General features: G+C 60.1%; 20 protein-coding genes. 7 read left to right on the top strand and 13 right to left on the bottom strand.

What is annotated here, in order from left to right; all coding sequences use genetic code 11:
- Positions 1 to 38 precede the first annotated feature (38 nt).
- Positions 39 to 464 (bottom strand): DUF4019 domain-containing protein, encoded by a 426-nt coding sequence (locus AC1RTP_RS22435; RefSeq protein WP_498610616.1) that lies wholly within the window; start codon positions 462 to 464, stop codon positions 39 to 41.
- 136 nt (positions 465 to 600) lie between these two features.
- Here AC1RTP_RS22435 and AC1RTP_RS22430 point away from each other — a divergent pair, with 136 nt between their 5' ends.
- Complete coding sequence (locus tag AC1RTP_RS22430; RefSeq protein WP_498610614.1) at positions 601 to 1,599, top strand: LacI family DNA-binding transcriptional regulator; 999 nt, start codon at positions 601 to 603, stop codon at positions 1,597 to 1,599.
- Positions 1,600 to 1,601: 2 nt separating this feature from the next.
- On the opposite strand, the gene AC1RTP_RS22425 is transcribed toward AC1RTP_RS22430, so the two are convergent.
- From AC1RTP_RS22425 to AC1RTP_RS22385, 9 genes are all read right to left on the bottom strand, one after another.
- Positions 1,602 to 2,396, bottom strand: coding sequence for a transporter substrate-binding domain-containing protein (locus AC1RTP_RS22425; protein WP_498610612.1), 795 nt, complete (start codon positions 2,394 to 2,396; stop codon positions 1,602 to 1,604).
- Between the two features lie 12 nt (positions 2,397 to 2,408).
- The gene (locus AC1RTP_RS22420; RefSeq protein WP_498610611.1) at positions 2,409 to 3,335 is read right to left on the bottom strand and encodes an isoaspartyl peptidase/L-asparaginase; all 927 of its coding nucleotides are present in this window, start codon (positions 3,333 to 3,335) and stop codon (positions 2,409 to 2,411) included.
- Positions 3,332 to 4,066, bottom strand: coding sequence for an amino acid ABC transporter ATP-binding protein (locus AC1RTP_RS22415; protein WP_498610610.1), 735 nt, complete (start codon positions 4,064 to 4,066; stop codon positions 3,332 to 3,334). Before AC1RTP_RS22415 ends, AC1RTP_RS22420 begins: the two co-directional genes overlap by 4 nt.
- Position 4,067: 1 nt before the next feature.
- Positions 4,068 to 4,739: an amino acid ABC transporter permease gene (locus tag AC1RTP_RS22410; protein WP_498610608.1), complete on the bottom strand. Its 672-nt coding sequence runs from the start codon at positions 4,737 to 4,739 to the stop codon at positions 4,068 to 4,070.
- The gene (locus AC1RTP_RS22405; protein ID WP_498610606.1) at positions 4,739 to 5,386 is read right to left on the bottom strand and encodes an amino acid ABC transporter permease; all 648 of its coding nucleotides are present in this window, start codon (positions 5,384 to 5,386) and stop codon (positions 4,739 to 4,741) included. Before AC1RTP_RS22405 ends, AC1RTP_RS22410 begins: the two co-directional genes overlap by 1 nt.
- Before the next feature lie 102 nt (positions 5,387 to 5,488).
- Positions 5,489 to 6,220 carry a copper homeostasis protein CutC gene (locus AC1RTP_RS22400; RefSeq protein WP_498610604.1) on the bottom strand — a complete coding sequence of 244 codons (732 nt, stop codon included), beginning with the start codon at positions 6,218 to 6,220 and terminating at the stop codon, positions 5,489 to 5,491.
- Complete coding sequence (locus AC1RTP_RS22395; protein ID WP_498610602.1) at positions 6,213 to 7,130, bottom strand: ROK family protein; 918 nt, start codon at positions 7,128 to 7,130, stop codon at positions 6,213 to 6,215. Before AC1RTP_RS22395 ends, AC1RTP_RS22400 begins: the two co-directional genes overlap by 8 nt.
- Before the next feature lie 112 nt (positions 7,131 to 7,242).
- Positions 7,243 to 9,444, bottom strand: coding sequence for an OsmC domain/YcaO domain-containing protein (locus AC1RTP_RS22390; protein ID WP_498610600.1), 2,202 nt, complete (start codon positions 9,442 to 9,444; stop codon positions 7,243 to 7,245).
- A gap of 52 nt (positions 9,445 to 9,496) precedes the next feature.
- Positions 9,497 to 10,387, bottom strand: a complete 891-nt coding sequence (locus tag AC1RTP_RS22385; RefSeq protein WP_498610598.1) for a LysR family transcriptional regulator — start codon at positions 10,385 to 10,387, stop codon at positions 9,497 to 9,499.
- A gap of 96 nt (positions 10,388 to 10,483) precedes the next feature.
- Between AC1RTP_RS22385 and AC1RTP_RS22380 the strand changes: the two genes are divergently transcribed.
- Positions 10,484 to 11,488 carry an NAD-dependent epimerase/dehydratase family protein gene (locus AC1RTP_RS22380; RefSeq protein ID WP_498610596.1) on the top strand — a complete coding sequence of 335 codons (1,005 nt, stop codon included), beginning with the start codon at positions 10,484 to 10,486 and terminating at the stop codon, positions 11,486 to 11,488.
- Here the strand turns inward: AC1RTP_RS22380 and dkgB are convergent.
- Complete coding sequence (dkgB, locus tag AC1RTP_RS22375) at positions 11,451 to 12,251, bottom strand: 2,5-didehydrogluconate reductase DkgB (RefSeq protein WP_498610594.1); 801 nt, start codon at positions 12,249 to 12,251, stop codon at positions 11,451 to 11,453. The two genes, AC1RTP_RS22380 and dkgB, sit on opposite strands and share 38 nt — an antisense overlap.
- A 95-nt stretch (positions 12,252 to 12,346) precedes the next feature.
- On the opposite strand from dkgB, the gene AC1RTP_RS22370 reads away from it, so the two are divergent.
- Together AC1RTP_RS22370 and AC1RTP_RS22365 are read left to right on the top strand one after the other, a co-directional pair.
- Positions 12,347 to 13,255: a LysR substrate-binding domain-containing protein gene (locus AC1RTP_RS22370; protein WP_498610592.1), complete on the top strand. Its 909-nt coding sequence runs from the start codon at positions 12,347 to 12,349 to the stop codon at positions 13,253 to 13,255.
- A gap of 33 nt (positions 13,256 to 13,288) precedes the next feature.
- Positions 13,289 to 15,256, top strand: a complete 1,968-nt coding sequence (locus tag AC1RTP_RS22365; protein WP_498610590.1) for a peptidase U32 family protein — start codon at positions 13,289 to 13,291, stop codon at positions 15,254 to 15,256.
- 7 nt (positions 15,257 to 15,263) lie between these two features.
- On the opposite strand, the gene AC1RTP_RS22360 is transcribed toward AC1RTP_RS22365, so the two are convergent.
- Complete coding sequence (locus AC1RTP_RS22360) at positions 15,264 to 15,797, bottom strand: hypothetical protein (RefSeq protein ID WP_498610588.1); 534 nt, start codon at positions 15,795 to 15,797, stop codon at positions 15,264 to 15,266.
- Between the two features lie 93 nt (positions 15,798 to 15,890).
- On the opposite strand from AC1RTP_RS22360, the gene AC1RTP_RS22355 reads away from it, so the two are divergent.
- The 3 genes from AC1RTP_RS22355 (at position 15,891) to AC1RTP_RS22345 (ending at position 22,469) form a co-directional block, all read left to right on the top strand.
- Complete coding sequence (locus AC1RTP_RS22355) at positions 15,891 to 19,673, top strand: CHASE domain-containing protein (protein ID WP_498610586.1); 3,783 nt, start codon at positions 15,891 to 15,893, stop codon at positions 19,671 to 19,673.
- A gap of 61 nt (positions 19,674 to 19,734) precedes the next feature.
- Entirely contained in the window at positions 19,735 to 20,214 is a 480-nt protein-coding gene (locus tag AC1RTP_RS22350; RefSeq protein WP_498610584.1) for a hypothetical protein, read from the top strand.
- A gap of 5 nt (positions 20,215 to 20,219) precedes the next feature.
- Positions 20,220 to 22,469 carry a putative bifunctional diguanylate cyclase/phosphodiesterase gene (locus AC1RTP_RS22345; RefSeq protein ID WP_498610582.1) on the top strand — a complete coding sequence of 750 codons (2,250 nt, stop codon included), beginning with the start codon at positions 20,220 to 20,222 and terminating at the stop codon, positions 22,467 to 22,469.
- Between the two features lie 7 nt (positions 22,470 to 22,476).
- Here the strand turns inward: AC1RTP_RS22345 and fusA are convergent, their stop codons facing one another.
- Complete coding sequence (fusA, locus tag AC1RTP_RS22340; protein WP_498610580.1) at positions 22,477 to 24,591, bottom strand: elongation factor G; 2,115 nt, start codon at positions 24,589 to 24,591, stop codon at positions 22,477 to 22,479.
- Positions 24,592 to 24,637 lie beyond the last annotated feature (46 nt).

The raw sequence follows: 24,637 nt of genomic DNA, 5'->3' as shown, positions 1-24,637 counted from the left end.
CGCGTTCTGGACCTCCCGGGGAGAGAGGTCCAGATCCTTTATTTGGCGTCGGAATTAATCGTGAATCCGGTCACACGCCATTGCCCGTCCGCCTCCCGCACGGTGGTCACTTTCTCCAGGACGTTGCGGCTGTTCTGGTAATTGCTGACGAAGGTGAGGGTGACCGAAGCCGGTTTGTCGGCGGTGGCGGTGGTGGCGTCGGAGGATTTGAAAGTGCGGCTCTTGAAGTCGCCCAGAGGCGCATGGATGGTGGTTGCCAGCATATTCCATGCGAACTTGGGCATGTCTTTTCGCATATTGGTGGCGCCCGTGTTCCAGGCAGCGGAATATTCCTCAGTGTCCATGAGCTTCATCCAGCGCTCGGCAGCGACGCGGGCGTCGGCAGTTTCCTTAGGGCTTTGGGCAAATGCGGTGGAAGAGATGAGCAGGAAGACGGTAAGTGCGGCTGCAGACAGTTTTTTCATGGCCTTGGCTCAGTAAGTGGAATAGCGCGAAGTCTAGGGATCTTCGCCACACCGGTCGAGGGCCATCGGATGAATTGCAGGATAAGTGGTCCGAAATGCTGAAAATTGGAGGTGGCCGGCGGGTATAATCCCGGCCATGAACGATGCCCTGAAACCCGCTCCGGAACCGACATTGTCCGACGTTGCCGAATTAGCGGGCGTGTCCCGTGCGATTGCGTCGAGGGCCTTGTCGGCGGAGCCGCGCCCGGTTTCAGCCGACAAGCGCGAAAGGGTATTACGTGCGGCCGAGGCGCTGGGCTTCCGCCCGAATTTGCTCGCACGCGGTCTGTCCAGCAAGACGGTCAACCTGGTTGCAATTCTGGTCAATCACATCCACGACCTGTCGGACCTGGACCTGTTCGACCTGCTGCTGGCGGAAATACAAGCCATCGGCAAGCAAGTGATCTTTATTCGCGTTGGCGCCGGCGAACATGCCGAAGCTTTCCTGCGCGATGGCGTCGCCTATCATGTCGATGCGGCCCTGGTGTTTTCAGATTTCGCCGACGCGACTACGGTGCGCCGCATGTTCCGTAACAACGCGGTCCTGATGCTGAACGGTCACCACGATCCGGGGGCGCCATCGGTGACGATGGACGAAGATCACGGCATCCGCGAAGCCGTGGCCGATGCCGCGGCAAAAGGCGTGCGCACCGCGCTCTTGCTGACGGGGCGAACGATGTCGCTGGTGGAACAGGCTCGCATAGCATCCTACCGTGCGGCGCTGGAGCAGCACGGCATCAAGCTGCTGGGCGAATTGGCAGGGGATTATTCGTACGCCAGCGGTCGGGTGCTGGCACAGTTGATCGACGTTGACGCAACCGACGCCGTGTTCTGTACTTCCGACGCAATGGCGATGGGCGTGTTGGACGCGCACCGGCAGCATTTCCCTCAGCACCGCCCAGAACGCTTCCGGCTCTACGGATTCGACAACATCTCGTTAACGCAGTTCGACGCCTATCCTATTTCCTCGATCGGCGCGGACAAGCGCGAATACGTGGCCCAGATTGTGCGCATCCTGAACCAGCCGGCAGAGCTTGCACAGAACAGCGACCAGGTGCTGGTCGCTACTCGCTTCGTGCCGCGCCTTACCGGCTGATATTACTGGGCCGAAGCGGAAAGTGGCGGCGGCGCGTTCTTACTACCCCACCATTTCTTGTAGTTGGCGGCGTAGGCGCCGGACTTGATGTAATCCGAAACGAAAGCGTTCACGAACTTTAATAGCGCCGGGTCCCCCTTGGCCATGGCGATGCCGATCGGCGTATTGCCGTACATCGCAGGCAGCGTTTCCAGCTGGTCGTTCTTGCTGGCCAGGTAGTCCAGCAACGAAGAATCCTCGACGCCGGCATCGGCACGCTTTTGCTGCAACAGCAGGACGCCGTCCGGCGCGAAGTTGTCGGTGTAGACGAATACAGCTTGCGGCGCGGACTCCCTCAGGAATGCATCTGCCGTGGTGCCACGGCCGACAACGACGCGCTTGCCGTTCAAGTCCGCCAGGGTGTTGATGTGCGCGCTCTTTTGCGCGATCACCCGCAGACCGGCGAGGTTATACGGGATGGAGAAATCCACTACGCGTGCCCGTTTCGGCGTGATTGAGACATTCGCCACTACCAGGTCGAGCTGCCTGGACATGAGCATTGAGATGCGCGCATCTCCAGAAACATCCGAAAAGCGCACTGAAACGCCCAGTTTCGCGGCAAGCTGGGTTGCGACGTCTACGTCGTAGCCAACCGGCTCATTGCTGCCGTTGCGAAAACCAACTGGTTCTCCGCCCAGCGAAACGCCGATACGCACATAGCCACGGGCCTTGATTTCTTCGATGCGGCCAGCCAGCGCGGACGTCGCCACAAGCATCAATGCCGCGTTGACGGCGTAGTGTTTCAAGCGATGCTGCATTGATCTGTCCTTTCAGAGTTTGACGGCGCTGGCGACGCGCAATTCCGGCGCGGCCATGCGCTCGTCCCAATACCAGTAGCGAATCTCTTCGTCGCAACGGTAATTAACAACTTGGTGATTGCCCTTGGCGTCAATGGCGTGAATTACTACGCCGGCCAGGAAGCCGGTCTTCAGCTCTGCCAGTTCTTCCACTGCCAGTTTGATGGCATCGGCAAGAGTATAGCCAAGCCGCATTGCCAGCACGATGCTGCGCGAGGTCCCGCAGCGCATGGTCATTTCGCCGGTGTGCGTGCAGGCGGCGGCGCCGTAGCGGCTGTCCGCATAAAAGCCCGCGCCCGGAATCGGCGAATCGCCCAAACGTCCAGGGTATTTCCACGCCCAGCCGGAAGTTGAGGTGACAACGCCAATGCCATCGCTGGCGTCGCGGCCCAGGAAGACCGTCGTGTCACGCACGCGTTCCGGATCGGTGATGTTGTTACTGAGTGGCGCCAATGGAATCTCTGGAAAGGCCGCCAACTGCTCGGGCGACATTTCCTTCTGCAGCCGTTCCCACCAAACGCGCTTGCTGTCCGGATGCAAGACTTCGTCGATGGCGAATCCACGTTCGCTGGCAAAGCGGCGTGCGCCGGCGCCGGTCAGCATCACATGCGGCAGGTGTTTCATGACTTCGTGGGCCAGGGCGGAAACGGGGAGGGTAGCCGGCACCGCGCCGACCGCGCCGACATCGCGGGTCGTGCCGTCCATGACGCCGGCGTCGAACTCCATTTCGCCCAGCATATTCGGCCAGCCGCCGTATCCGACGCTGCGCACCTTGGCTTCGCGTTCCACTTTAGAGATGCCGCTGACCATGGAATCGATGCCGGCGCCACCGTGTTTCAGCAATTCGACCGTGGTCTCAAAACCGGGCCAGGCCTCGGCGTTCGCAAGCAGAATTTTCATGATCTACTCATTTTTGAGAGGAATTGTGCGATGCGCGGCTGCGCCAAGCCACCATCAGCGGAGAAGAATTGCGCGGTCGGTAGATCAGCCAGCAGCCGGCCCTGCTCAAGGAAGACCACGCGGTTCGAAATCTGCCGCGCAAATTCGATTTCATGCGTAACGAAGAGCATGGTCGTGCCTTCAGCTGCCAGCTTGGCGAGGATGGCCAGTACTTCGGCTGTCATTTCCGGATCGAGCGCGCTGGTCACTTCGTCCAGCAGCAGGTAGCGTGGCTTCATCGCCAAGGCGCGGCAAATGCCGACACGTTGGCGCTGTCCACCCGAGAGCTGGGCCGGGTAGGCGTCGGCGCGGCTGGACAGCCCTACGGATGCAAGCAGCTCACGCGCTTCGACTTCAGCCTGGCTGCGCGGCACTTTAAGCACTTCCATAGGCGCTAGTGTGACGTTCTGCAACGCAGTCATATGCGGGTACAGATTGAACTGCTGGAACACGGTACCGGAACAACGGCGCGCCAGCTGCAACTGCTTTGCATCGTCTACGCGATGGCCATCAACCGAAATCGTGCCGCCGTCGAGCTTTTCGAGTCCGTTAATGCATCGGATCAGCGTGGATTTACCCGAGCCGCTGGCGCCGAGGATGGAAACGACTTCGCCCGGCTCGATGCGCAGGTCGATGCCATCCAGCACCGCGTGGCTGCCGAAGCGCTTCGCCGCACCTTCGATAAGTATCACGTTACAAACCCTTCCATTGGCTATGTGCGCGCAATCGCGTCTCGGCGCGCGCGCAGGCCCAGGCAACCAGCCGGGCCATCAGGTAGTACATCAGGCCGATCACGGTCCAGACGATGAAAGGCTTGAGCGTGCGCAGGTTCAGGATCGCTCCGGCCTTGGTCAGGTCCACGACGCCAATCACAGAGATCAGCGACGTCACCTGCAACTGGTTGACCAGCAGGCCAGCCAGCGGTCCGAGCCCGAAAGCCGCTGCTTGCGGCGCAACGACGCGGCATAGCGTTTGCCAGCGGCTCAATCCGAAGACACGCGCCGTTTCCAACTGCTCACGGCCGATCGATTCGATGGCGGAGACCGCGATGACGTAGATGAAGGCAGCCGTATTGCCCGACAGTGTGATGAGGGCGGCCTGCACGGGTGTCAGGTCCATTTGCAATAGCACAGGCAAGCCGAAGAACACCAGGAACAGCTGCACAAGCACGGGAGAATTCTTTAGCAGTTCCGCCAGCGCGGCGGCCAAGGGCGCAAGCAATGGTGTGCGGTAGTAGCGCAGCATCGCCCAGGCCATGCCGATCAGCAGGCCAATGACGGTGGTGGCTGCGAACAGGGAGACAGAAACGGCCAGTCCTTGCAGCAGCAAGAGGAAATCGTGCGAAGTGAAATCTGTGTAGCGCATCAGCCGTGATCCCGGTTCAGGCGACGGTGAAGAGCACCGGCCGACAATGACACGACCCAGGTCATGAGGGCATACAGCACCAGAAGCAAGGCATATACCTCGAAGGGTTGGAAGGTGTCAGCCGCAACGATCTTGGCGCTGCCTGTTAATTCATTCAGCGTGATCGCTGAGAGAATCGACGAGGTCAGGATAAGGTTAACGAACACAGCGCCGAGGGGCCGCACGGAGCTGCGCAATGCGATCGGCAGCACGATGCGGCGGTAGATAGTGAGTCGCGAAAGGCCGCTCACTTGCGCCGCCTCCAGCACGCCCGGTTCTACCGCCAGGATACCGGAGCGGATCACGTCGGAAGTAAAGGCTCCTCCTGCCAGCGACAAGGCGAGCACACCGGTACAAAAAGCGCTCATCTCGACGCCGATTTCAGGGAGTCCGTAAAACAGGAAGAACAGCTGGACGATGAACGGGACGTTGCGGAAGACGTCGACGTAGAACTCCGCAGTGCGCCGGGCCAGAGGCGACGCTGCGGTTCGCATCAGCGCTGCCACGACTCCCAAGCCCAGGCCTCCCGCCAGCGCAAGAGCGCAGGCGAGGGCGGTCAAACGCGCACCAGCAGCCAGGTCGCCAAGGTAGGGCGCAAGTAGGGTCAAGTCGAACGTCAAACAGGCTGCTCCGCCAAAAGTGAAACCGGTTTCACCACAAACCCGACGAGTGTCACATAAACAGCACGGGATTTCAAGTGGAGAGCCGGGTCAGGCCAGCAGAACGGCTTTCATGGCGGCGACTTTACCGGCATCAGTCTGACGGCGTCCGCCGGCATCGAATCCGAATGCTAAAACCGTGGAGGATGCAGCTTGAACTGGCTCTGAGCAGGATGCGTGAACGTCGGTCAGCGGCAGCTGGGCGCGCAAAAGACTGACATTAGCTGCGTTGATGCCAGCGCCGGGCATGATGGCGATTCGGCCGGCTGCCGCATCGAAACAGCTTTTCAAGCCGGACAACCCATCAGGTGCGGTCCGGGCGCCGCCGGACGTCAGGATGCGCTCGAATTCCAGCTCGATAGCCAGATTGACCGCCTGCGCCAGGTCCGGGCAAAGATCGATTGCCCGGTGCAGAGTGCATCGAAGCCCGTGAACTGCGGCCCGACGTACCAGGCGTTTAAGTGTCTGCCGGTCCAATTGGCCGCCCGTGAGCGATGCACCCAGCACCACACCTTGCAAGCCGGCGGCTGCGACTGCGTCAATCTCGTTCAGCATCAACTGGATTTCCGCCTCGTTGAAGCAAAAATCGCCGCCGCGCGGACGAATCATGGCCACAACGGGGATCGGGCTCGTCGAAGCGGCCCGCAGCAAGCCGGCGGTCGGCGTCAGGCCGCCAATTTCCAGCGCATTGCATAATTCAATACGGTCCGCGCCGCCTCGCAATGCAGCAGCCAGGCCGTCAACGTTATCCACACAGACTTCCAGCGTGATCGCATCAGCCATGCGCTTTCCCCAATTTTTCCAGTCCAAGCCATGCCGCGCCGATCAGGCCTGGTTCCACGCCGGATTGGCCAGGCACGATGATTGGCGCCTCGGTCTTGCGAAGAATCGCGGCGCGAACCGCTTTATCCAGGCGCGCGATGAGCGGTGGGCTGTTCGCCAAGCCGCCGCCGACCGGAAGAATTGAAGCGCCAACAGTGTTGACCAGCATTGCCAGTGGGCCGCTAAGCAGGTCAATGAAACAGGCAATGGTGCGTTCGGCTGCGTCGTCGCAAGCCTGCCAGGCCGCAATGATCTCGCGGCTGTCCAATGGCGCTTGGTGCAAGGCCAAGTGCAGCCGTTCCATGCCGCGCGCGCTGCCGACCGTATCCAGGCAACCAGTCTGGCCGCAGCCGCATCGATAGCGCGGAATGGATTGCGGCGGCGAGCCCGCAAACTGGGCAGCCACTGGACCGTGTCCCCATTCGCCAGCAAACCCGCCAGGACCGCTGATAAGACGTCCGCCGATGACGAGGCCGCCGCCGACACCGGTACCAAGGATCAGGCCGAAGACGGTGGCGTGTCCGCGGCCGGCGCCAGCATGGGCTTCGGCCAGCGCGAAGCTGTCCGCATCGTTGATGATCCAAACGGGCAGGCCGAAAGCTTCAGCCAGGTCGGTCGCGAGCGTACGGCCGTCAATGCAGGGAATGTTCGCGCATTTGATGCGGCCATCGGCCGGATCAATCACGCCAGCGATCGAAATGGCGACACCGCGAGAAGGGCCGCCGGCCACAATCAGCGTCCGCATGGTTTCCGTGAAGACGGCAAAATCCTTAGTGGGTGTTGGTACACGGTGAAGCTCGCGAATCTGGCCGTCAGCCGTCGCAACGGCGCATTTGATGGCGGAACCGCCAATATCGAAGCAGGTGATCATTGCCTATACTTTATTTGACATAATATAGATTATGCGAAGTTATGCCTATTACTCAGCCTGAACCCAAATAGCGCGTTGTGACCGAGCGCTGAACAGCGCTCGGTTGAGTGTTTCATTTTTCAGCAGCCGCTTTCGCGCGTCCCGCGTGTAGTTTTTTGTAGCTGTCCAGCAGGCGCTGGTGCCTGTCAAGGCCTTCCAGTTTCATGCCGGTTGGCGTCAGCCCGAAGAATCGCACGGTGCCGTTGACAGAACCGATCACGGCGTCCATACGCTCGTTGCCGAACATCCGGCGGAAATTGAATTCGAAATCGGCCAGCTCCATATCTTCCGCCATTTCGACTTCCAGCACCGCATCGAGGGCTTGGTAGAACAAGCCGCGGTCCACTGTGTTGTCGTTATACTGCAGGAAGGCTTCGATCAGCTCTTTTGCTGCCTCGTATTCGTTCAAGGCCAGGTTAATCAGCAGGCGCAGTTCCAACACCGTCAGTTGGCCCCAGACAGTGTTTTCGTCGAATTCGATGCCGATCAGCGTGGCGATGTCGCCGTATTCGTCCAGCTCATTATTTTCCAGGCGCTCCAGCAGGGACTCGAGCGCGTCGTCGTCCAATTGGTGCAGATTCAGGATGTCTTCGCGGAACAGGAGCGCCTTGTTGGTGTTATCCCAGATCAGGTCTTCAACCGGATAGACTTCAGAGTAGCCTGGCACCAGGATGCGGCATGCGGTTGCGCCCAGATCGTCGTACACGGCAACATAAGACTCTTTGCCCATTTCTTCGAGAATGCCGAACAGCGTCGCGGCTTCTTCGGCGTTGGAGTTTTCTCCCTGGCCGGAGAAATCCCATTCCACGAAGTCGTAATCGGATTTCGCACTGAAGAAGCGCCAGGACACCAGGCCGCTGGAATCGATGAAGTGTTCGACGAAGTTATTAGGCTCGGTAACGGCGTTGCTCACGAAAGTCGGGCGCGGCAGATCGTTCAGGCCTTCGAAGCTGCGGCCCTGGAGCAGTTCGGTCAGGCTGCGTTCCAGCGCGACTTCAAAGCTTGGATGCGCGCCGAACGAAGCAAATACGCCCCCGGTACGTGGATTCATCAGTGTCACGCACATCACAGGGTAAATGCCGCCCAAAGAGGCGTCTTTTACCAGGACCGGGAAACCTTGTTCTTCAAGGCCCTTGATACCTGCGACAATGCCGGGATACTTGGCGAGGACTTCGTCGGGGACATCCGGCAACGCGATTTCGCCTTCGATAATTTCGCGTTTAACCGCCCTTTCGAAAATCTCCGATAGACACTGAACCTGGGCTTCGGCCAGCGTATTCCCGGCGCTCATGCCGTTACTGACGAAGAGGTTCTCGACCAGGTTTGACGGGAAGTACACGATCTTGCCGTCGGATTGGCGGACGTATGGCAGCGAGCAGATTCCGCGCTCGCTGTTGCCGGAGTTGGTGTCGATCAAGTGCGAACCGCGTAGTTCACCGTCCGGGTTGTAGATCTCCAGGCTGTTTTCGTCCAGGATCTCCTTTGGCAGCTTATCGCCACGGCCCGGCTTGAACCAGCGCTCGTTCGGGTAATGCACGAATGGCGCATTGGCGATGTCTTCGCCCCAGAACACACCGGCGTAGAAGTGATTGTTGTTTGTGCGTTCGATGTACTCGCCCAGCGCCGATGCGAGCGCGCTTTCCTTGGTCGCGCCTTTGCCGTTGGTAAAGCACATCGGCGAGTGCGCGTCGCGGATGTGCAGCGACCATACGTTAGGCACGATATTGCGCCACGAGGCGATTTCGATCTTGATGCCCAGCGCCGCAAGTTGTCCCGACATATTGGCGATGGTCTGCTCAAGCGGCAGGTCCTTGCCCAGGATATAGGTGCTCTGGTCGGCGGATGGATTCAGCGTCAGCAAAGACTGGGCGTCAGCATCGAGGTTCTCGACTTCTTCGATGATGAACTCCGGGCCCTGCTGGACCACTTTCTTTACCGTGCAGCGGTCGATCGAGCGCAAGATGCCTTCACGGTCCTTGGCCGAAATATCCGGCGGCAGTTCCACCTGGATCTTGAAGGTCTGCTGGTAGCGGTTTTCCGGATCGACGATATTGTTCTGCGACAGGCGGATATTTTCGGTCGGGATGTTCCGCGTATTGCAGTACAACTTCACGAAGTAGGCCGCGCACAGGGCCGACGAGGCCAGGAAGTAGTCGAATGGGCCTGGCGCCGAACCGTCGCCTTTGTAGCGGATCGGCTGGTCGGCGATGACTGTGAAGTCGTCGAATTTGGCTTCGAGGCGAAGCTTATCGAGAAAGTTGACCTTAATTTCCATGGGAGTATTGCAATGATGTGCTCAAAAATGATTTGGGCATCATTATATTCGCTCAGACGGCTGTCCACACTTCCCGGAGGCCGGTCACCAAGGCGTCGAAAACTGTCCTGCACCGGGCGCTGTTGCGCAGATCAGCGTGCATGGTGACCCAGGCCGTCATCGACAGGTTCATTTCCTTACGCAGCAAACGGACAAGATTATTGTCGCGGGCAGCCAGGCCTGCCTGGGCGACGCCGATGCCGGCGCCGGCGCGGATCAGCGCCATTTGCGCCAGGTTACTGTCGCAGCGATAGGCAAAAGAATCACGCGGCCAGCCGCCAATTGCGTCTCCCGCCATCCTTAGAAACGGGGTTTCTACGTCAAAGCCTATCAGGCTGTGGCTCGTCAGTCCCGCCAGGTCTTTCGGCTTGCCCATCCGAGCCAGGTAGTCCTTGTGCGCGAAGAATCCCAGGGCCACATTTCCGATCCGCTGCGCCAGCAAGACATCCTGTTGTGGACGAGTCATGCGGACCGCGATATCGACTGAGCGCCCTACTACGTCTTCCAGTTCGTCGCTTAATACGAGTTCAATCGCCAATTCGGGATGTGCCGCGCGCAGCGGCGCCAAGATAGGCGGCAGGATCTCGACGCCCACCATTTCGCTGGCTGAAATCCTCACCGCACCACGCACCGCGCTTTGACCATGCGCGCTGCGCTCGATGGAAGCTGCGACTTGCTGCATTTCTTCGAGTTGGGCACGCAGTTGCTGCGCGGCGTCCGTGGGCTGCAGGCCGGCCTGCGAGCGGGTGAAAAGCGCCAAACCCAGGCCGCTCTCGAGCTCGGAGATGTGGCGCCCTACCGTTGGCTGCGTCAGGCCGAGCGAGCGGGCCGCTCCGGACAAGGACTGGGCATTCAGGACATGCAGGAAAGTGCGGTACAAATCCCATGGGATTGAGCGAATCATACAAATTTGTATAGCGACGGTAAATGTTTAGCGGATTTTCGTTTGAGCTGAGTCTGCCCATAATTGCCTTCATCGTCAACCTAAAGGAGAAACATCATGAAAGCAGTGCAAACGGCATTGATCCTCGGTCCTAGTGGCGGCATTGGCGGCGAAATGCTGCGCCTATTGGCCGGTAAAGGCTGGAAAGTGCGGGCCTTGAAGCGCGGCCTTGGCGTGCCGAGCCGCATGTCAGAAGGCGTCGAATGGTTTGAGGGCGATGCGCTGATCGAACAGGACGTCGCCAGGGCGGCCGAAGGCTGTGAAGTGATCGTCCACGCGGTGAATCCGCCGGGCTACCGTGGCTGGGGCGAGCAGGTGTTGCCGATGATCGATAACTCGATTGCGGCTGCCGCAAAGAACGGCGCGACGATTGTCTTACCGGGGACCGTTTATAACTACGGGCCGGACGCTTTCCCGGTGCTGCGTGAGGATTCCCCACAGCGCCCGATCACGCGCAAAGGCAAGATTCGTGCGGAAATGGAGGCTCGCTTGCAGGCCGCTGCGGAAGCTGGCCGAATCCGAGTGATCGTCGTCCGCGCGGGTGATTTTTTTGGGCCGGGTGCGCGGAATAATTGGCTTTCCCAAGGCATGATTCGTCCCGGCGCAGTGCCAACAGAAGTGAAGCTCCCCGCCGCACCGGGTATTGGGCATCAGTTTGCGTACTTGCCCGATCTAGCGGCCACCATGGTCGGGCTACTTGCAATCCGCGAGCGCTTACCGTCCTTCGCGACCTACCATTTCGCCGGATACTGGGATGGTGATGGCACAGAGATCGGCCGCGCAATCCAGCGTATTGTCGCCGCGCATATCGGAAAGGAGCCGAAGCTGAAGGCATTCCCGTGGTGGATGATGCGCATCATCGCGCCTTTCAATGAAACCCTGCGCGAGATGATGGAGATGCGCTATCTGTGGCAGCGGCCGGTCCGGATGGAGAACCATCTGCTGCGCGAAGTGCTGGGTTTCGAGCCACATACGCCGCTCGAAACCGCCCTCACCCGCACGCTTGCGAGCCTGGGTTGCCTGCTTACAGATCCCACTCCGGAGCCAGTCCTTCAGGGTTGACCAAACGCCCGTTACGCTCAAGCGCGTTAATCTCAGCCATATCGTCGGCGCTCAGATTGAGTTCCGAGGCGAGCAAGTTGCTGGCGAGATTCTCGCGCTTTGTCGAAGATGGAATTACCGCGTAGCCAAGCTGCATGGCCCAGGCCAGCGTTACTTGCGCGGGCGTTGCCTGATGGCGTGCTGCGATTGCGCCGATCACCGGGTCGCCGAGAACCTTGCCGTAACCGAGGGTCATATAGGAAGTGACATGAATGCCCTGCCCCTTCAGGAATTCCACCAGTTTTCGGTTTTGCAGGTAGGGGCTCAGTTCGATCTGGTTGGTCGCGATCTGCGCGGCGCCCACCGCGCCGATTGCCCGCTCGACGTAATCAATATTGAAATTTGAGATGCCGATCTGTCGCGCCAGGCCGCGTTCACGGGCGTTGGCCAGCGCCGCCATATATTCTTCAACTGGCACATTGCTCAATGGCCAGTGAATCAGGGCCAGGTCGACGTGGTCTGTGCGCAGCTTTTCAAGGCTTTCTTCAAGGCTGGCCACAAGGCGGCCGGCGTCGAAGTTCTCGTTCCAGACCTTGGTGGTCAGGAACAGTTCTTTACGGGCGACGCCCGATTCGGCCACGGCCTGGCCTACTTCGGCTTCGTTGCCATAAATCTGGGCAGTGTCAATTGCACGGTAGCCTACCGCCAGGGCGTTGCTAACGGAGTCAAAAGCGGCTTGTCCTTGCAGGCGGAAGGTGCCGGCGCCAAACGATGGGATCGTCATGTTTGTGTTCCTTTCGAAGAGGATGACACTCTAACGTCCCAACTCTTTCCAAAAAAGCTGGATTTCCGCGAAAGATATTTGAATATAATTCAAGGATGAAGACGACTCTCGACGAAATGCAGGCATTTATTGCCATTGTGACCAGCGGTTCGATCAGCGCTGCTGCTGAGCAATTGGGACTGACCGTTTCGGCCGCCAGCCGAACCTTGTCGCGGCTTGAGGAGAAGCTGGAGACAACACTGGTGCGGCGAACCACCCGCCGGCTCGAACTGACCGAAGAAGGCAAGGCGTTTCTCGATTGCGCCCGCGGCATTATTGAAAAGGTCGAAGAGACCGAGGAAAAGATGTCGCTGCGCCGCCAGGGGCCCGCCGGACGCCTGAGGATCGATGCAGCAACGCCCTTCATGCTGCATGTGATCGTGCCGCTGGTGAAGGGCTACCGCGAACAATTCCCTCGCGTTGAGCTGGAGCTAAACAGCAATGAAGGCATCGTGGACTTGATGGAAAAACGTACCGATGTTGCCTTCCGCATTGGCCGGCTGAAGGATTCGACCCTGCATGCCACACCCATCGGGAGCAGCCGGGTGCGGGTCTTCGCCAGCCCGGCCTATCTTGAAAAGCATGGTACGCCGGCGACGGTGGCGGACCTTGCCAACCACACGCTGCTTGGGTTTAACCAGCCTTCGTCGCTGAACGAGTGGCCGCTGCTGGACGCCGACGGACAGGCATTGCAGATTACGCCGCACATCTATTCATCAAGCGGTGAAACGCTGATTCACCTTGCATTGAATGGGGCCGGCATTGTCTGCCTGTCCGATTTCATGACCCGCGCTGACCGCAAGAACGGCCGCCTGCTGCAACTGTTTGAGGCGGAAACATTGGAGGTTCGGCAACCGATCAACGCCGTTTATTACCGCAATACCGCCCTGTCGGCACGGATTGCGTCGTTCGTCGGCTACATGAAAGAAAAACTCGGCGAGCGCGGCTTCGACGAGCCGGTATAATAACCACCCTTGCAACTGTAGGGTTATCACAGAATGTCTTTGCTTGCTCACGAGCTCGAATTGCTGGCGCCAGCCAAATCCGCGGAAATTGGCCGCGAGGCCATCTTGCATGGTGCGGACGCTGTTTACATCGGCGGTCCCGCCTTCGGCGCGCGCCACAACGCCAGCAACCCCATCGAGGAAATCTCGTCGCTGGTGGAATTCGCCCACCGCTACCGCTCGCGCATCTTCGTGACCATGAACACCATCATGCACGATTCCGAGCTTGACCTGGCTCGCAAGCAAATCTGGCAGCTGTACGAAGCAGGCGTTGATGCGCTGATCATCCAGGACATGGGCTTGCTGGAAATGGACCTGCCGCCAATCCAGCTGCACGCATCGACCCAGTGCGATATCCGTACCGTTGAAAAAGCCAAGTTCCTGGGCGACGTCGGTTTCTCGCAGCTGGTGCTGGCACGTGAACTGACCCTGGACAAAATCAAGCAAATCCACGCCGAAGTCGATACGCCGCTCGAATACTTCGTGCACGGTGCGCTGTGCGTTGCATTCTCCGGTCAATGCTATATCTCGCACGCCGACACCGGCCGCAGCGCCAACCGGGGCGATTGCTCGCAGGCCTGCCGCCTCCCATACACGCTGTCAGACAACCAGGGCCGCGTTGTGGCATTCGAAAAGCACCTGCTGTCGATGAAGGATAACGACCAGAGCGCAAACCTGGAAGCCCTGGTCGATGCTGGTATCCGCTCCTTCAAGATTGAAGGCCGCTACAAGGATATGGGTTATGTGAAGAACATCACCGCCCACTACCGCCTGCTGCTGGACGAGCTGCTTGAGCGCCGTCCGGAATTCGCACGCGCCGCCAGCGGCCGTACCCGCGTGCTGTTTACGCCGGACGTGGACAAGACCTTCCACCGCGGCCACACCGACTACTTCGCCAACGGGCGCCAGGAAGATATCGGCGCCTTCGATTCGCCGAAATACGTGGGCGTGGAACTGGGCAGCGTGGTACGCATGGGCGGCGATCACATTGACGTGATCACCAACGCGCCAATGGCCAACGGCGATGGCCTGAATTACATGAACAAGCGCACCACGGTGGGCATCCAGGCGAACAAGGCCGAAAAGCTGGGCGACACGGAAGATGGCCAACGCTGGCGCATTTTCCCGAACGAGCAGATGGCTACATTGCCCGGCCTGAAGGTCGGCACCGTCATTCACCGCAACCGCGACCACCAGTGGGAAGCGGCGCTGCACAAGAAATCGTCCGACCGCCACGTTGGCCTGCAATTGGCACTATCCGAAATCGAAGGCGGCTTGCGCCTGTCCATCATCGATGAAGATGGCATCACCAGCTCCACTGATGCGGCCATCGGCTTCCAGCCGGCGCAGAATGCAGAGCAGGCCGAAAACGGCCTGCGTGCAAGCCTGGCGAAGATGGGCAATACCATGTTCGTAGCGGACCACGTAGAGCTGAAACTGTCGCGGCCTTGGTTTGTGCCTTCATCGGCAATCAATGCACTGCGCCGTGATGCAGTTGCGGCGCATGAAGCTGCACGCCTGGCCGCGTGGCAGCGCCCGCAGCGCAAAGCGCCGGCGGAGCCGCTCGCAATCTATCCGGACACGCAATTGAGCTATCTCGCCAACGTCTACAACGAGAAAGCGCGTGAGTTTTATCACAAGCACGGCGTACAGCTGATTGCCGCAGCTTATGAATCGCATGAAGAAGCGGGCGAAGTGCCGCTAATGATTACCAAGCATTGCCTGCGATTCTCGTTCAACCTGTGCCCGAAACAGGCAAAGGGTGTACAAGGGGTGCAAGGCCAGGTGAAAGCCGAACCGATGCAGCTGGTCAGCGGCGATCACACCTATACTTTGCGATTCGATTGCAAGCCGTGCGAGATGCACGTGGTCGGTGCGATGAAGCCGGGCATCCTGAACTCCCCTCCTCCATCCGCAGTACCTTACAGTCCGCTCGTGTTCCACCGCAAGCGGCCCAACTAAGCCACGCTCAGGCTAATAAGGCGCGTGCTTCGGCCAGCAAGTCCTCTGCGCAGGGCTTGCCGGTCTTCGATTCCCTGATTGATACATGCCAGAGGCCGATGACACCGGCCAGCTGGCTTTCGTCTTTTGCGTGTTCGATGCGGCGCACCAGGTCGGATGCCAGCAGGCCAAGGTGCTTGCGCGCGGCGGCGGCCATCAGTTCACGTGCCGAAGTGAGTGCGGCAGCTCCGACGGCGGCCGCGCGGGCCGGCACGGAAACCGCTGGCGCAGCGGCGGCGGCCGTCCTGGCGGCCGGCGGCGGGGCCGACATGATGCCCACCAGTCCTTTGCGCAGCAGGCCTTCCACGGCTTCCAGCATCTCATCCTCGCCCAGCAGGGGCCCGATTTCGGCCAGGGACTTTTGCCCGTCGAGCATGATCAATACCATACGCTGGCGCGCCGTCAGTCCGGCGCTGCGTTGCCCAACTTCCGCCCGGCCGGCTGCGGTCTTGCCAAATACCGTGCCGCGCAAGCGGATTCGATTTTCCTGAGTGAATTGCATGCTGCGATGCTACTAAGCAATTGTGACAAGATCATTTCAGATATGATCATCTCCGTGATATAAATGCAGCACCATCGACCTGTGCGCCCAACCATGCCACTTCGCCTGCGTACGCTAACAGCCCTGCTGCTCGCCGCTGGAGCGTATTATTTGCTGGCGCGCTTCGGACTAATGCTTGCGCTGGCGAACAGCAATGCAAGTCCAATCTGGCCGCCTTCCGGCTTCGCGCTGGTGCTCCTGCTGCGTTTTGGGCGAAGATTGTGGCCCGCAATCCTCGCTGGCGCCTTCCTCGCCAACCTCGCGGTATTCCATAACAACCAGGTAGCAACGCTGCCAATCCTGCTGACAGCGTCGCTGACCATCGCTATCGGTAATACGGCGGAAGCACTGTTGGCTGAATTGCTGTTGCGCCGCTTGGGGATCACCGGCATCCGGCTCGATACCCAGCGCGAAGTGTATAAATTCGGCGGTACCGTGGCCCTAGCGGCACTGGCGTCGGCGTCGGTCGGGGTGCTTTCGCTGCAAGTCACGGGGATTATTCCCGCCGAACTGGCCGGACAGGTCGCTGCCACATGGTGGACCGGCGATTTCCTTGGATTGCTACTGCTGGCGCCTCTGGGAATGGCGATTCCGGACCGTCCGCGTTTGCCGCAATGGTCGGCAGGTCAGTTCGCTTTCCTCGGCATCCTTGCCATTGCCACGCTTGGCGTGTTCCTGATCGATTCGCGCTACGAAGCGACAGAATTCCTGCCCTACTGCCTGCTCTTCTTCCTTGGTCTTGCAGCTGTCAACCGATGGCGCGCAATGGTGCGCATGGCGCTAGTGATCATCGCGGGCATCGCCATTCCTGCCACGGTGCTGAACCACGGGCCCTTTGTCTCCGGCGTGCTGCATCATTCGCTGCTGTCCCTTTCCACCTATCTTGCCATCAGCAGCATCCTGGCCTGGGTCCTGGCAACCGAGGAGGAGCCGGGCCTGGCGGAAGGCTATGTCTGGACGCCGATTCTTACGCTTCTCGCCTGCATGTCGCTTACCGTTGCAGCGTGGGGCTGGATCAGCTTCGACACTGAATCCCGAACGCGAGAACGCTTCCAGCGCGCCGCAGACAGCGTGCGGGAGACGATGCGCCTTCGCATGGAAGGCTATGAAGCGCTGCTGCGCGCCGGCACCGCATTGTTCGATGCGTCCACCAGCGTCGAGCGCGATGAGTGGCAGGCATTCGTGGGCGGTCTGCAATTGCACCAGGAGTATCCCGGCGTGCTCGGCATGGGCTTTGCCCGCTTCGCCCCGGCCGGTGCGCTGGCGAGCCTGAACAAGGAAGTGCGCGTCTGGCCTGAAGGAAACCGGGACTTGTACGCGCCCATCGTGTTCCTTGAGCCGCGCTCTCCGCGCAACCTGGTCGCCATTGGCTTCGACATGATGTCCGAGCCGACCCGGCGCGACGCGATGGTAGCGGCGATGCAAAGTGGCAAGATGACCGCCAGCGGCCCGATCACCCTGGTGCAGGAGATCAGCGGACCGAAACAAGTGGGCTTCCTCGTATTTAATCCCGTCTATTCCAACGATAAAGCCGGCCAGCATGTGCTGAGCGGCTTTGTTTACAGTCCATTCCGCATGGGCGACCTGATGCAAGGCATTTTCGGTGACCAATTGCAGGAAGTCCGGCTCGACATCAACTTCCAAGATCCCAAAGGCCAGTTGATGTACACCAGCGCCCGCAGCGGTACAGGCCAAAGCTTCACACGGCTCAGTAGCGTGGAGAATGTTGAAATCGGTGATAACGGCCAGACCTGGGCGCTGACCATCCGCCCTACCGCTTTGTTTGATGCTTCGGTAGACCAGGCCAAGTCCTTCATGGTGCTGGTGCTTGGCACGCTCATCAGCCTGCTGTTCTTTGGCGCCAGCCGCAACCTCGTGCACGAACGCGCGGCCGCCGTGAAAGCCAAGGACCAATCGGCCCGCAAGCTGGAAGAGCAAACCGCCAGCCTGGAGGAATCGGAAGCCCGCTTTAAGCTCCTGACTTCTCACATCCGCAATCACGCGATCGTACTGCTGGACCCTACCGGGATCATCACCACCTGGAACGAAGGTGCAGAAAAACTGTTCGGCTACCGTGCGGAAGAAATAGTGGGCCAGCCCTTGCAACGCCTCTCGCTGGAAAGCGATAGCCTGACCAGCATGACGCTGGCGCTTGAGCATGGCCAGTACGAAGCCACAGCCGTGCGGCGCCGGCGCAATGGGAGTACTTTCCTGGGCTTGAAACAGTTGTTCCCGGTGCATGACGAGCAAGGGGGCTGTATCGGCTATGCCATGATCGTACGTGATGTGACAGCTGAAAAAGCCGCTGAGAAGGAACTGAACGACGCGAAAACACAAGCCGAATCGGCCAGCGCGGCGAAAAGCGCCTTCGTCGCAAATATCAGCCACGAACTGCGCACGCCAATGAATGCCGTGCTGGGCGTCAGCCAGATCCTGGCGCGCACTCCCTTGAATGCCGAGCAGCGGCAATACCTGGACATGGTGTCCGGTGCCGGCCGTTCGCTGCTGGCCCTGCTTAATGATGTGCTGGACTTCTCCAAGATCGAAGCCAATAAGCTTGAACTGGCTGACGACGATTTCCTGGTTGATGACGTGCTCTCCGCGCTCTCTGCCGTGATGGCCATGACCAGCTCGGAGAAAGACATTGCGCTCTCGCTCTGCGTGGAAGCGGAGGTGCCGATATCCCTGCACGGCGATGTACAGCGGGTCCAGCAGGTGCTGCTCAACCTGATCAGCAATGCACTTAAATTCACCGAACGCGGCATGGTGAGCGTGCACGCCTGCAGGGATCCGGCGCATCCGGGCATGCTGCGCTGGGAAGTCAGCGATACGGGCATTGGCATCAGCAGCGAGCAATTGCAGCGCCTGTTCAGCCCGTTCAGCCAGGCAGATGCGTCAATGGCCAGGCGCTACGGGGGCACCGGCCTTGGCCTGGCAATTTCACAACGGCTGGTCCAGATGATGGGGGGCTCGATCGAGGTGACCAGCACCCCGGGCCGCGGCACCACCTTCACTTTCCTGATGCCACTGCGCGAGGGCGACCTGCCCGATCCGTACGCCCTGGCCGCGGCACGCCGCCAGTGGCGAGTGCTGTACGCCGATCCCAACCCGAACCTTCACAATGACGTGATCCAACTTGCGGCGCGTTGGGGCTGGCATTGCGACACGGTCGATAGCGCCGGTGGTATTGATGCAGCACTGGCGCGCGGCAATTACGACTTGCTGATTTACGACAGCAGCCTTGCCGGCTTAGCACGTAAAACCAGCGTGCCGCAGCGCATCTGCGTCCGCAGCGGAATCCAGGCGGCGATTACCGGCGGCAGCCATGATCCAGAATTGCTGCGGCCGCTGACCCGGAGTGCCATGTTCCATGCATTGTCGGCGCCAGCCGAGCAGCCAGGCACGCCGCCACCAGTGGCGCAGAATGTCTTCAGCAACGGCAGCCGCGCGCTGGAGGGCATTTCCATTCTTCTTGCGGAAGATAATGCCCTCAACCAGTTGGTGGCGCGCAGCATGCTCGAAGCGGTCGGCGCCACCGTTCACATCGTCGAGAACGGCGCCCTGGCCCTGGAATTTCTGCGCAGCGAACATCCTGCGCTGGATCTGGTGCTGATGGATGTACAGATGCCGGTCATGGATGGTTTTGCCGCGACCCAGGCTATCCGGCATGAGTTGCGGCTGGATCTGCCGGTACTGGCGATGAGCGCCGGTGTGACCCTGGGTGAGCGTGCCGAGTGCGATGCGGCCGGAATGAATGGATTTGTCGCAAAACCTGTTGATGCGGATGACTTAATTACAACAATTTTGCATTTTGTTCATGTAAACGAAAGGAATTGAAATCTATCAAATTGACACAAACGCTATAATCTATCGGCAGTCATTATATTTTTGGAAATAAATGAAAAAGCTTCTGCTCGGGGCCACTTTTACCGCCCTGTCGTTCCCGGCCTTTGCCGACACCTTTACGACGATCGAAAACCAGCCGCTGTCCGAACTTTGGGTCAACCCAGGCTTCTATTCCTACCACTTCCAGCGTGATAAAGGCTTCGACGACACCAATCCTGGCTGGGGTGCGGAGTACCGTTTTTCTACCGTAGCTTCCGCCACCGTTGGGCGCTTCCACAATAGCGACCGCCGCATGTCGAATTATGCCGGCGTGTATTACCAGCCATGGGCCATCGGTCCGGTGCGCCTGGGCGCCGTGATTGGCGGCTTCAACGGTTACCCGAAAATGCGCGATGGCGGCTGGTTCCTGGCCGCCATCCCTGTTATTAGCATGGAATTTCAACGCATCGGCCTTAACTTTGCTATCGTACCTACATACAAGGAACGATTGCATGGTGCGTTTTCCGTGCAATTGAAGTTCAAACTGCTGTGATTCAAATGAACAAACGCGCTTTCATTGAACACATGCAGGCCAGCTCGCTGGAAGAATTGCAGCGACTGGCCGGTTTTGTGTGCGGCCAAGCGGTGCCGGCTGAGGCACTGGCTGATGAGCAGCGTTTGTTCTCGCATCTGCCCGAAAACCATACTGATGAGCAGCACGCGGCCCTGGCCGACCTGGCCGCCTGCGTGCGCGCCCAGCAAGGCCTGCGCCAGGGCCTGGCGCGCGCCAACGGCTTCCTGGCCGGCTTCGCCGAACACGCACCGTCCCCGCTATGGATCAAGGACGCAGAGGGCTATTACGTCATGGGCAGCAGCCTGGAATTCCAGCCAGGCGCTGCGCTCGACAACCCGGAAGTCACCAAAACCATGGAGACCACGGATGAGGGCACGCGCCATTGGCTGGTGCATAAATTCCCTATCCATGTGAATGGCGAATCGTTCACCGGCGGCTCCGCGATCGATGTCACCACCGAGGTGGAGAAAGAGCGCGCCCTGATTCGCCATGATAACTTCTACGTGCTGCTGTCGCGCCTGAGCGCCCTGATTCCACGTTCGCGCACGCTTGAACAGCTTTGCCTGGATGCGTGCCGCCTGGCGGCACACCAGCCGGGCCTGGACTGCGCCGCCATCAGCCTCAAGGGCGAGGACGGCTTCCTGCACCTGTTTGCATCCGCCAGCCGCGAAGGCCAGGAGAGACATTGGAGCATCGGCGAGAATACGCCGGACTGGCTGGCGGCTGAACTGGCGGCCCATGTGATGGCGACCGGGCGCGTGCAATCGGGCTCGCGCAGGGGACATGAAATCGCCTCCTGCATGGCGGTGCCGCTATTCGTCAACAACGAACCGTGGGGCGTAGCCACCTTCTATTCGCGCCGCGATCAGCATTTCGATGCCTTCTACCGCGAACGCGCCGGTGAATTGAGCAATGAGCTGAGCTACGGTATCGAACGTCTGGTCAATGCGCAGGAAATGCACCGCCTGGCGCGCACCAATGTGCTCTCAGGCCTGCCCAGCCGCCTCCAATTCGAGGAAGAAATCGCCGCCCTCGCCGCTTCCGATGCGCGCGGGACGGTGCTGCTGCTGAACATCAACCGCTTCGACGAAATCAGCTCGGCTTATGGCAATGCCGCCGCTGTGGGCCTGATGCGCCATATCGCGCAAAGACTGCGTTCCGTGGTGGCCGAAAGCATGCTGCTCGCTCACGTCGGCGTCGGGCGCTTCGCCGTATTCCTGCCGGCACACGGCACCCAGACCGCGGCGGAATTCATCCACGAGACTGCGGTGCCGATGCTGCAAGGTGCTTACCAGGTTAAGGAACACAAGATCTGGTGCACCATCAATGCGGGCGCCGCAGCACTGCCGGACGATGGCACCAGCGCCGATGAATTGCTGGTCAAGGCCTGGGATGCCCTGTCCGCCGCGCGCGACCTCGACCTGCGTTTCGGCCAGTACGACCGCGCTGCCGACCGTGTGGTGGCGCGCCAGATCAGCCTTGAAGTGGAATTGCGCGATGCGCTCGAACGCCAGGAATTCGTCAATTTCTATCAGCCGAAGATCGACCTGCGCACCGGCAAGCTGACCGGCGCCGAGGCGCTGGTGCGCTGGCGCCACCCGCAGCGCGGCTTGGTGTCGCCATCGGAATTTGTGCCGGAACTGGAACGCACCGGCCTCGTGATCGCCGTTGGCCGCCAGGTGATGCAGCGCGCCATGCAGGATTGGCGTACCTGGCATGATGCGGGCCTGGCGCCGCCGCAGATTGCGGTCAACGTTGCGCCGGCCCAGTTCCGCTGCGACTCGTTGTTTGCGGATATCGAGCACGCCCTGAATACTGCGGGGGCGGAATCGCATCCGCTGTCGATTGAGATAACCGAGAGCTCGCTGGTATCCGACCATGACCGCGTGGTCGAAATCCTGAGCAAGGTGCGTGCACTCCAAGTACCAGTGGCGATCGACGATTTCGGCACCGGCTATTCTTCGCTGTCCTATCTGGTTAGCCTGCCTGTGGACGTCATGAAGATCGACCGTTCCTTCGTCAACCGCATGTCGCACGATGCCGGCTATATGGGCCTGGTCAGCACGGTCGTGTCCCTGGCGCACAACCTGGATTTGAAGGTTGTGGCCGAAGGGATCGAGACGGAAGAAGAAGCCAAGCTTCTGAAGCTGTTGCGCTGCGAACAGGGACAGGGCTACCTGTATGGCCACCCTGTCCCGGCCGACGAATTCGCGGCTCTGCTCGACGCGGCTTAACGCTCTTTTACTGCTTGCTTGCGGCGCGCGCCGTTGCCACCTGGTCGAGGATGTGCTTAGGCACAGCAGCATAGTGCTGGAACTCCATGGTGTAGGTCGCCCTGCCCTGCGTCAGCGAACGCAGGGAAGTCGAGTAGCCGAACATCTCCGCCAGCGGCACCAGCGCGCGCACCTGCTTGCCGCCGCCACCAGGGATTTCATCCATGCCCTGCACCATGCCGCGCCGGGTCGTCAGATCGCCCATGACGTTGCCCATGAATTCCTCCGGTGTTTCCACCTCGACGTGCATCATCGGCTCCAGCAACTGCGGATTGGCCTTGCGCATGCCATCCTTGAACGCCATCGAGCCAGCCATGCGAAAGGCGTTCTCGTTGGAGTCCACGTCGTGGTAGGAACCGAAGGTCAGCGTAGCGCGCACGTCGACCACCGGATAACCCGCCAGCACACCTGAATTCAGGGTCTCGCGGATACCCTTTTCCACCGCCGGGATGAACTCGCGCGGCACCACGCCGCCTTTGATCGCGTCAACGAACTCAAAGCCCTTGCCCGCATCCATCGGGTCCAGCTTCAGGACGACGTGGCCATACTGGCCCTTGCCGCCTGATTGCTTGATGAACTTGCCCTCGATATCGTTCACTGCCTTGGTGATCGTTTCGCGGTAAGCCACCTGCGGCTTGCCCACAGTCGTCTCGACGCTGAACTCGCGGCGCATGCGGTCCACCAGGATTTCCAGGTGCAGCTCGCCCATGCCGGACATGATGGTCTGGCCCGATTCCTCGTCCGTGTGAACGCGGAAGGACGGATCCTCTTGCGCCAGGCGGTTCAGGGCAATCGCCATCTTTTCCTGGTCGGCCTTGGTCTTCGGCTCCACCGCCTGCGAAATCACCGGCTCGGGGAAGACCATCTTTTCCAGGATGATGACCTTGTCCGGATCGCTCAGCGTATCGCCCGTGGTCACGTTCTTCAGGCCGACCGCCGCTGCGATGTCGCCGGCGAACACCTCCTTGATTTCCTTGCGTTCGTTGGCGTGCATCTGCAGGATGCGGCCCAGTCGCTCCTTCTGGCCTTTGGTCGGGTTGTAGACGGTATCGCCCGAATTCACGATGCCCGAGTACGCGCGGAAGAAGGTCAGCTGGCCCACGAAGGGGTCGGTCATGATCTTGAAGGCAAGCGCGGAGAACGGCTCCTGGTCCGATGGATGGCGCTCGATTTCCTGGTCGTCTTCATCATGGCCAGCGATTGCCGGCACGTCGACCGGCGACGGCAGGTATTCGATCACCGCGTCCAGCATGGCCTGCACGCCGCGATTCTTGAAGGCGCTGCCGGCCAGCATAGGCACGATCTCGTTGCGGATGGTGCGTTCGCGCAGCGCAGACTTGATTTCGTCCTCGCTCAGGGTCTCGCCGTTAAGGTATTTCTCCGTCAGTTCAGGCGTCGCTTCGGCGGCTGCTTCGACCATATGGTCGTGCCACTTCTGCGCCAGCTCTTTCAGGTTGGCGGGAATGTCCTCGTAGGTGAACTTGACGCCCAGCGTTTCGTCGTCCCACATGATGGCGCGCATCTTCACCAGGTCGACCACGCCGTGGAAGTTTTCCTCGGCGCCGATCGGGATCTGGATAGGCACGGCGGTGCCTTTCAGGCGGTCCCTGATCTGCTGCTGCACACGGAAAAAGTCCGCACCAACGCGGTCCATCTTGTTGACGAAAGCAAGGCGCGGGACCTTGTATTTATTGGCCTGGCGCCAAACAGTCTCCGACTGCGGCTGCACACCGCCGACAGAGTCGTAGACCATGACGGCGCCATCGAGCACGCGCATCGAGCGTTCGACTTCAATCGTGAAGTCGACGTGGCCCGGCGTGTCGATGATATTGATGCGGTGCTCGGGGAAATTGCCGCCCATGCCTTTCCAGAAGGCCGTGGTGGCTGCCGAGGTGATGGTGATGCCGCGTTCCTGCTCCTGCTCCATCCAGTCCATGGTCGCGGCGCCATTGTGCACCTCACCCAGCTTGTGGTTGACCCCGGTGTAAAACAGGATGCGCTCCGTCGTCGTGGTCTTGCCAGCGTCGATGTGGGCGCTAATGCCGATATTGCGGTAACGCTCGATAGGTGTCTTGCGGCTCATCACAATCTCCTTGAACGATGCCTTGCGGGCATCTTCGATTCTATCA

It is taken from the genome of Pseudoduganella sp. GW821-FHT11H04, from assembly GCF_058807935.1.
The sequence above is the reverse complement of the archived record's forward strand: the minus strand, read 5'-3'. Positions and strand labels throughout refer to the sequence as shown.

Coding starts and splice junctions, on each gene's coding strand:
- AC1RTP_RS22435 (WP_498610616.1), bottom strand. CDS start 464: ATGAAAAAACTGTCTGCAGCCGCACTTACCGTCTTCCTGCTCATCTCT.
- AC1RTP_RS22430 (WP_498610614.1), top strand. CDS start 601: ATGAACGATGCCCTGAAACCCGCTCCGGAACCGACATTGTCCGACGTT.
- AC1RTP_RS22425 (WP_498610612.1), bottom strand. CDS start 2,396: ATGCAGCATCGCTTGAAACACTACGCCGTCAACGCGGCATTGATGCTT.
- AC1RTP_RS22420 (WP_498610611.1), bottom strand. CDS start 3,335: ATGAAAATTCTGCTTGCGAACGCCGAGGCCTGGCCCGGTTTTGAGACC.
- AC1RTP_RS22410 (WP_498610608.1), bottom strand. CDS start 4,739: ATGCGCTACACAGATTTCACTTCGCACGATTTCCTCTTGCTGCTGCAA.
- AC1RTP_RS22400 (WP_498610604.1), bottom strand. CDS start 6,220: ATGGCTGATGCGATCACGCTGGAAGTCTGTGTGGATAACGTTGACGGC.
- AC1RTP_RS22395 (WP_498610602.1), bottom strand. CDS start 7,130: ATGATCACCTGCTTCGATATTGGCGGTTCCGCCATCAAATGCGCCGTT.
- AC1RTP_RS22390 (WP_498610600.1), bottom strand. CDS start 9,444: ATGGAAATTAAGGTCAACTTTCTCGATAAGCTTCGCCTCGAAGCCAAA.
- AC1RTP_RS22385 (WP_498610598.1), bottom strand. CDS start 10,387: ATGATTCGCTCAATCCCATGGGATTTGTACCGCACTTTCCTGCATGTC.
- AC1RTP_RS22380 (WP_498610596.1), top strand. CDS start 10,484: ATGAAAGCAGTGCAAACGGCATTGATCCTCGGTCCTAGTGGCGGCATT.
- dkgB (WP_498610594.1), bottom strand. CDS start 12,251: ATGACGATCCCATCGTTTGGCGCCGGCACCTTCCGCCTGCAAGGACAA.
- AC1RTP_RS22370 (WP_498610592.1), top strand. CDS start 12,347: ATGAAGACGACTCTCGACGAAATGCAGGCATTTATTGCCATTGTGACC.
- AC1RTP_RS22365 (WP_498610590.1), top strand. CDS start 13,289: ATGTCTTTGCTTGCTCACGAGCTCGAATTGCTGGCGCCAGCCAAATCC.
- AC1RTP_RS22360 (WP_498610588.1), bottom strand. CDS start 15,797: ATGCAATTCACTCAGGAAAATCGAATCCGCTTGCGCGGCACGGTATTT.
- AC1RTP_RS22355 (WP_498610586.1), top strand. CDS start 15,891: ATGCCACTTCGCCTGCGTACGCTAACAGCCCTGCTGCTCGCCGCTGGA.
- AC1RTP_RS22350 (WP_498610584.1), top strand. CDS start 19,735: ATGAAAAAGCTTCTGCTCGGGGCCACTTTTACCGCCCTGTCGTTCCCG.
- AC1RTP_RS22345 (WP_498610582.1), top strand. CDS start 20,220: ATGAACAAACGCGCTTTCATTGAACACATGCAGGCCAGCTCGCTGGAA.
- fusA (WP_498610580.1), bottom strand. CDS start 24,591: ATGAGCCGCAAGACACCTATCGAGCGTTACCGCAATATCGGCATTAGC.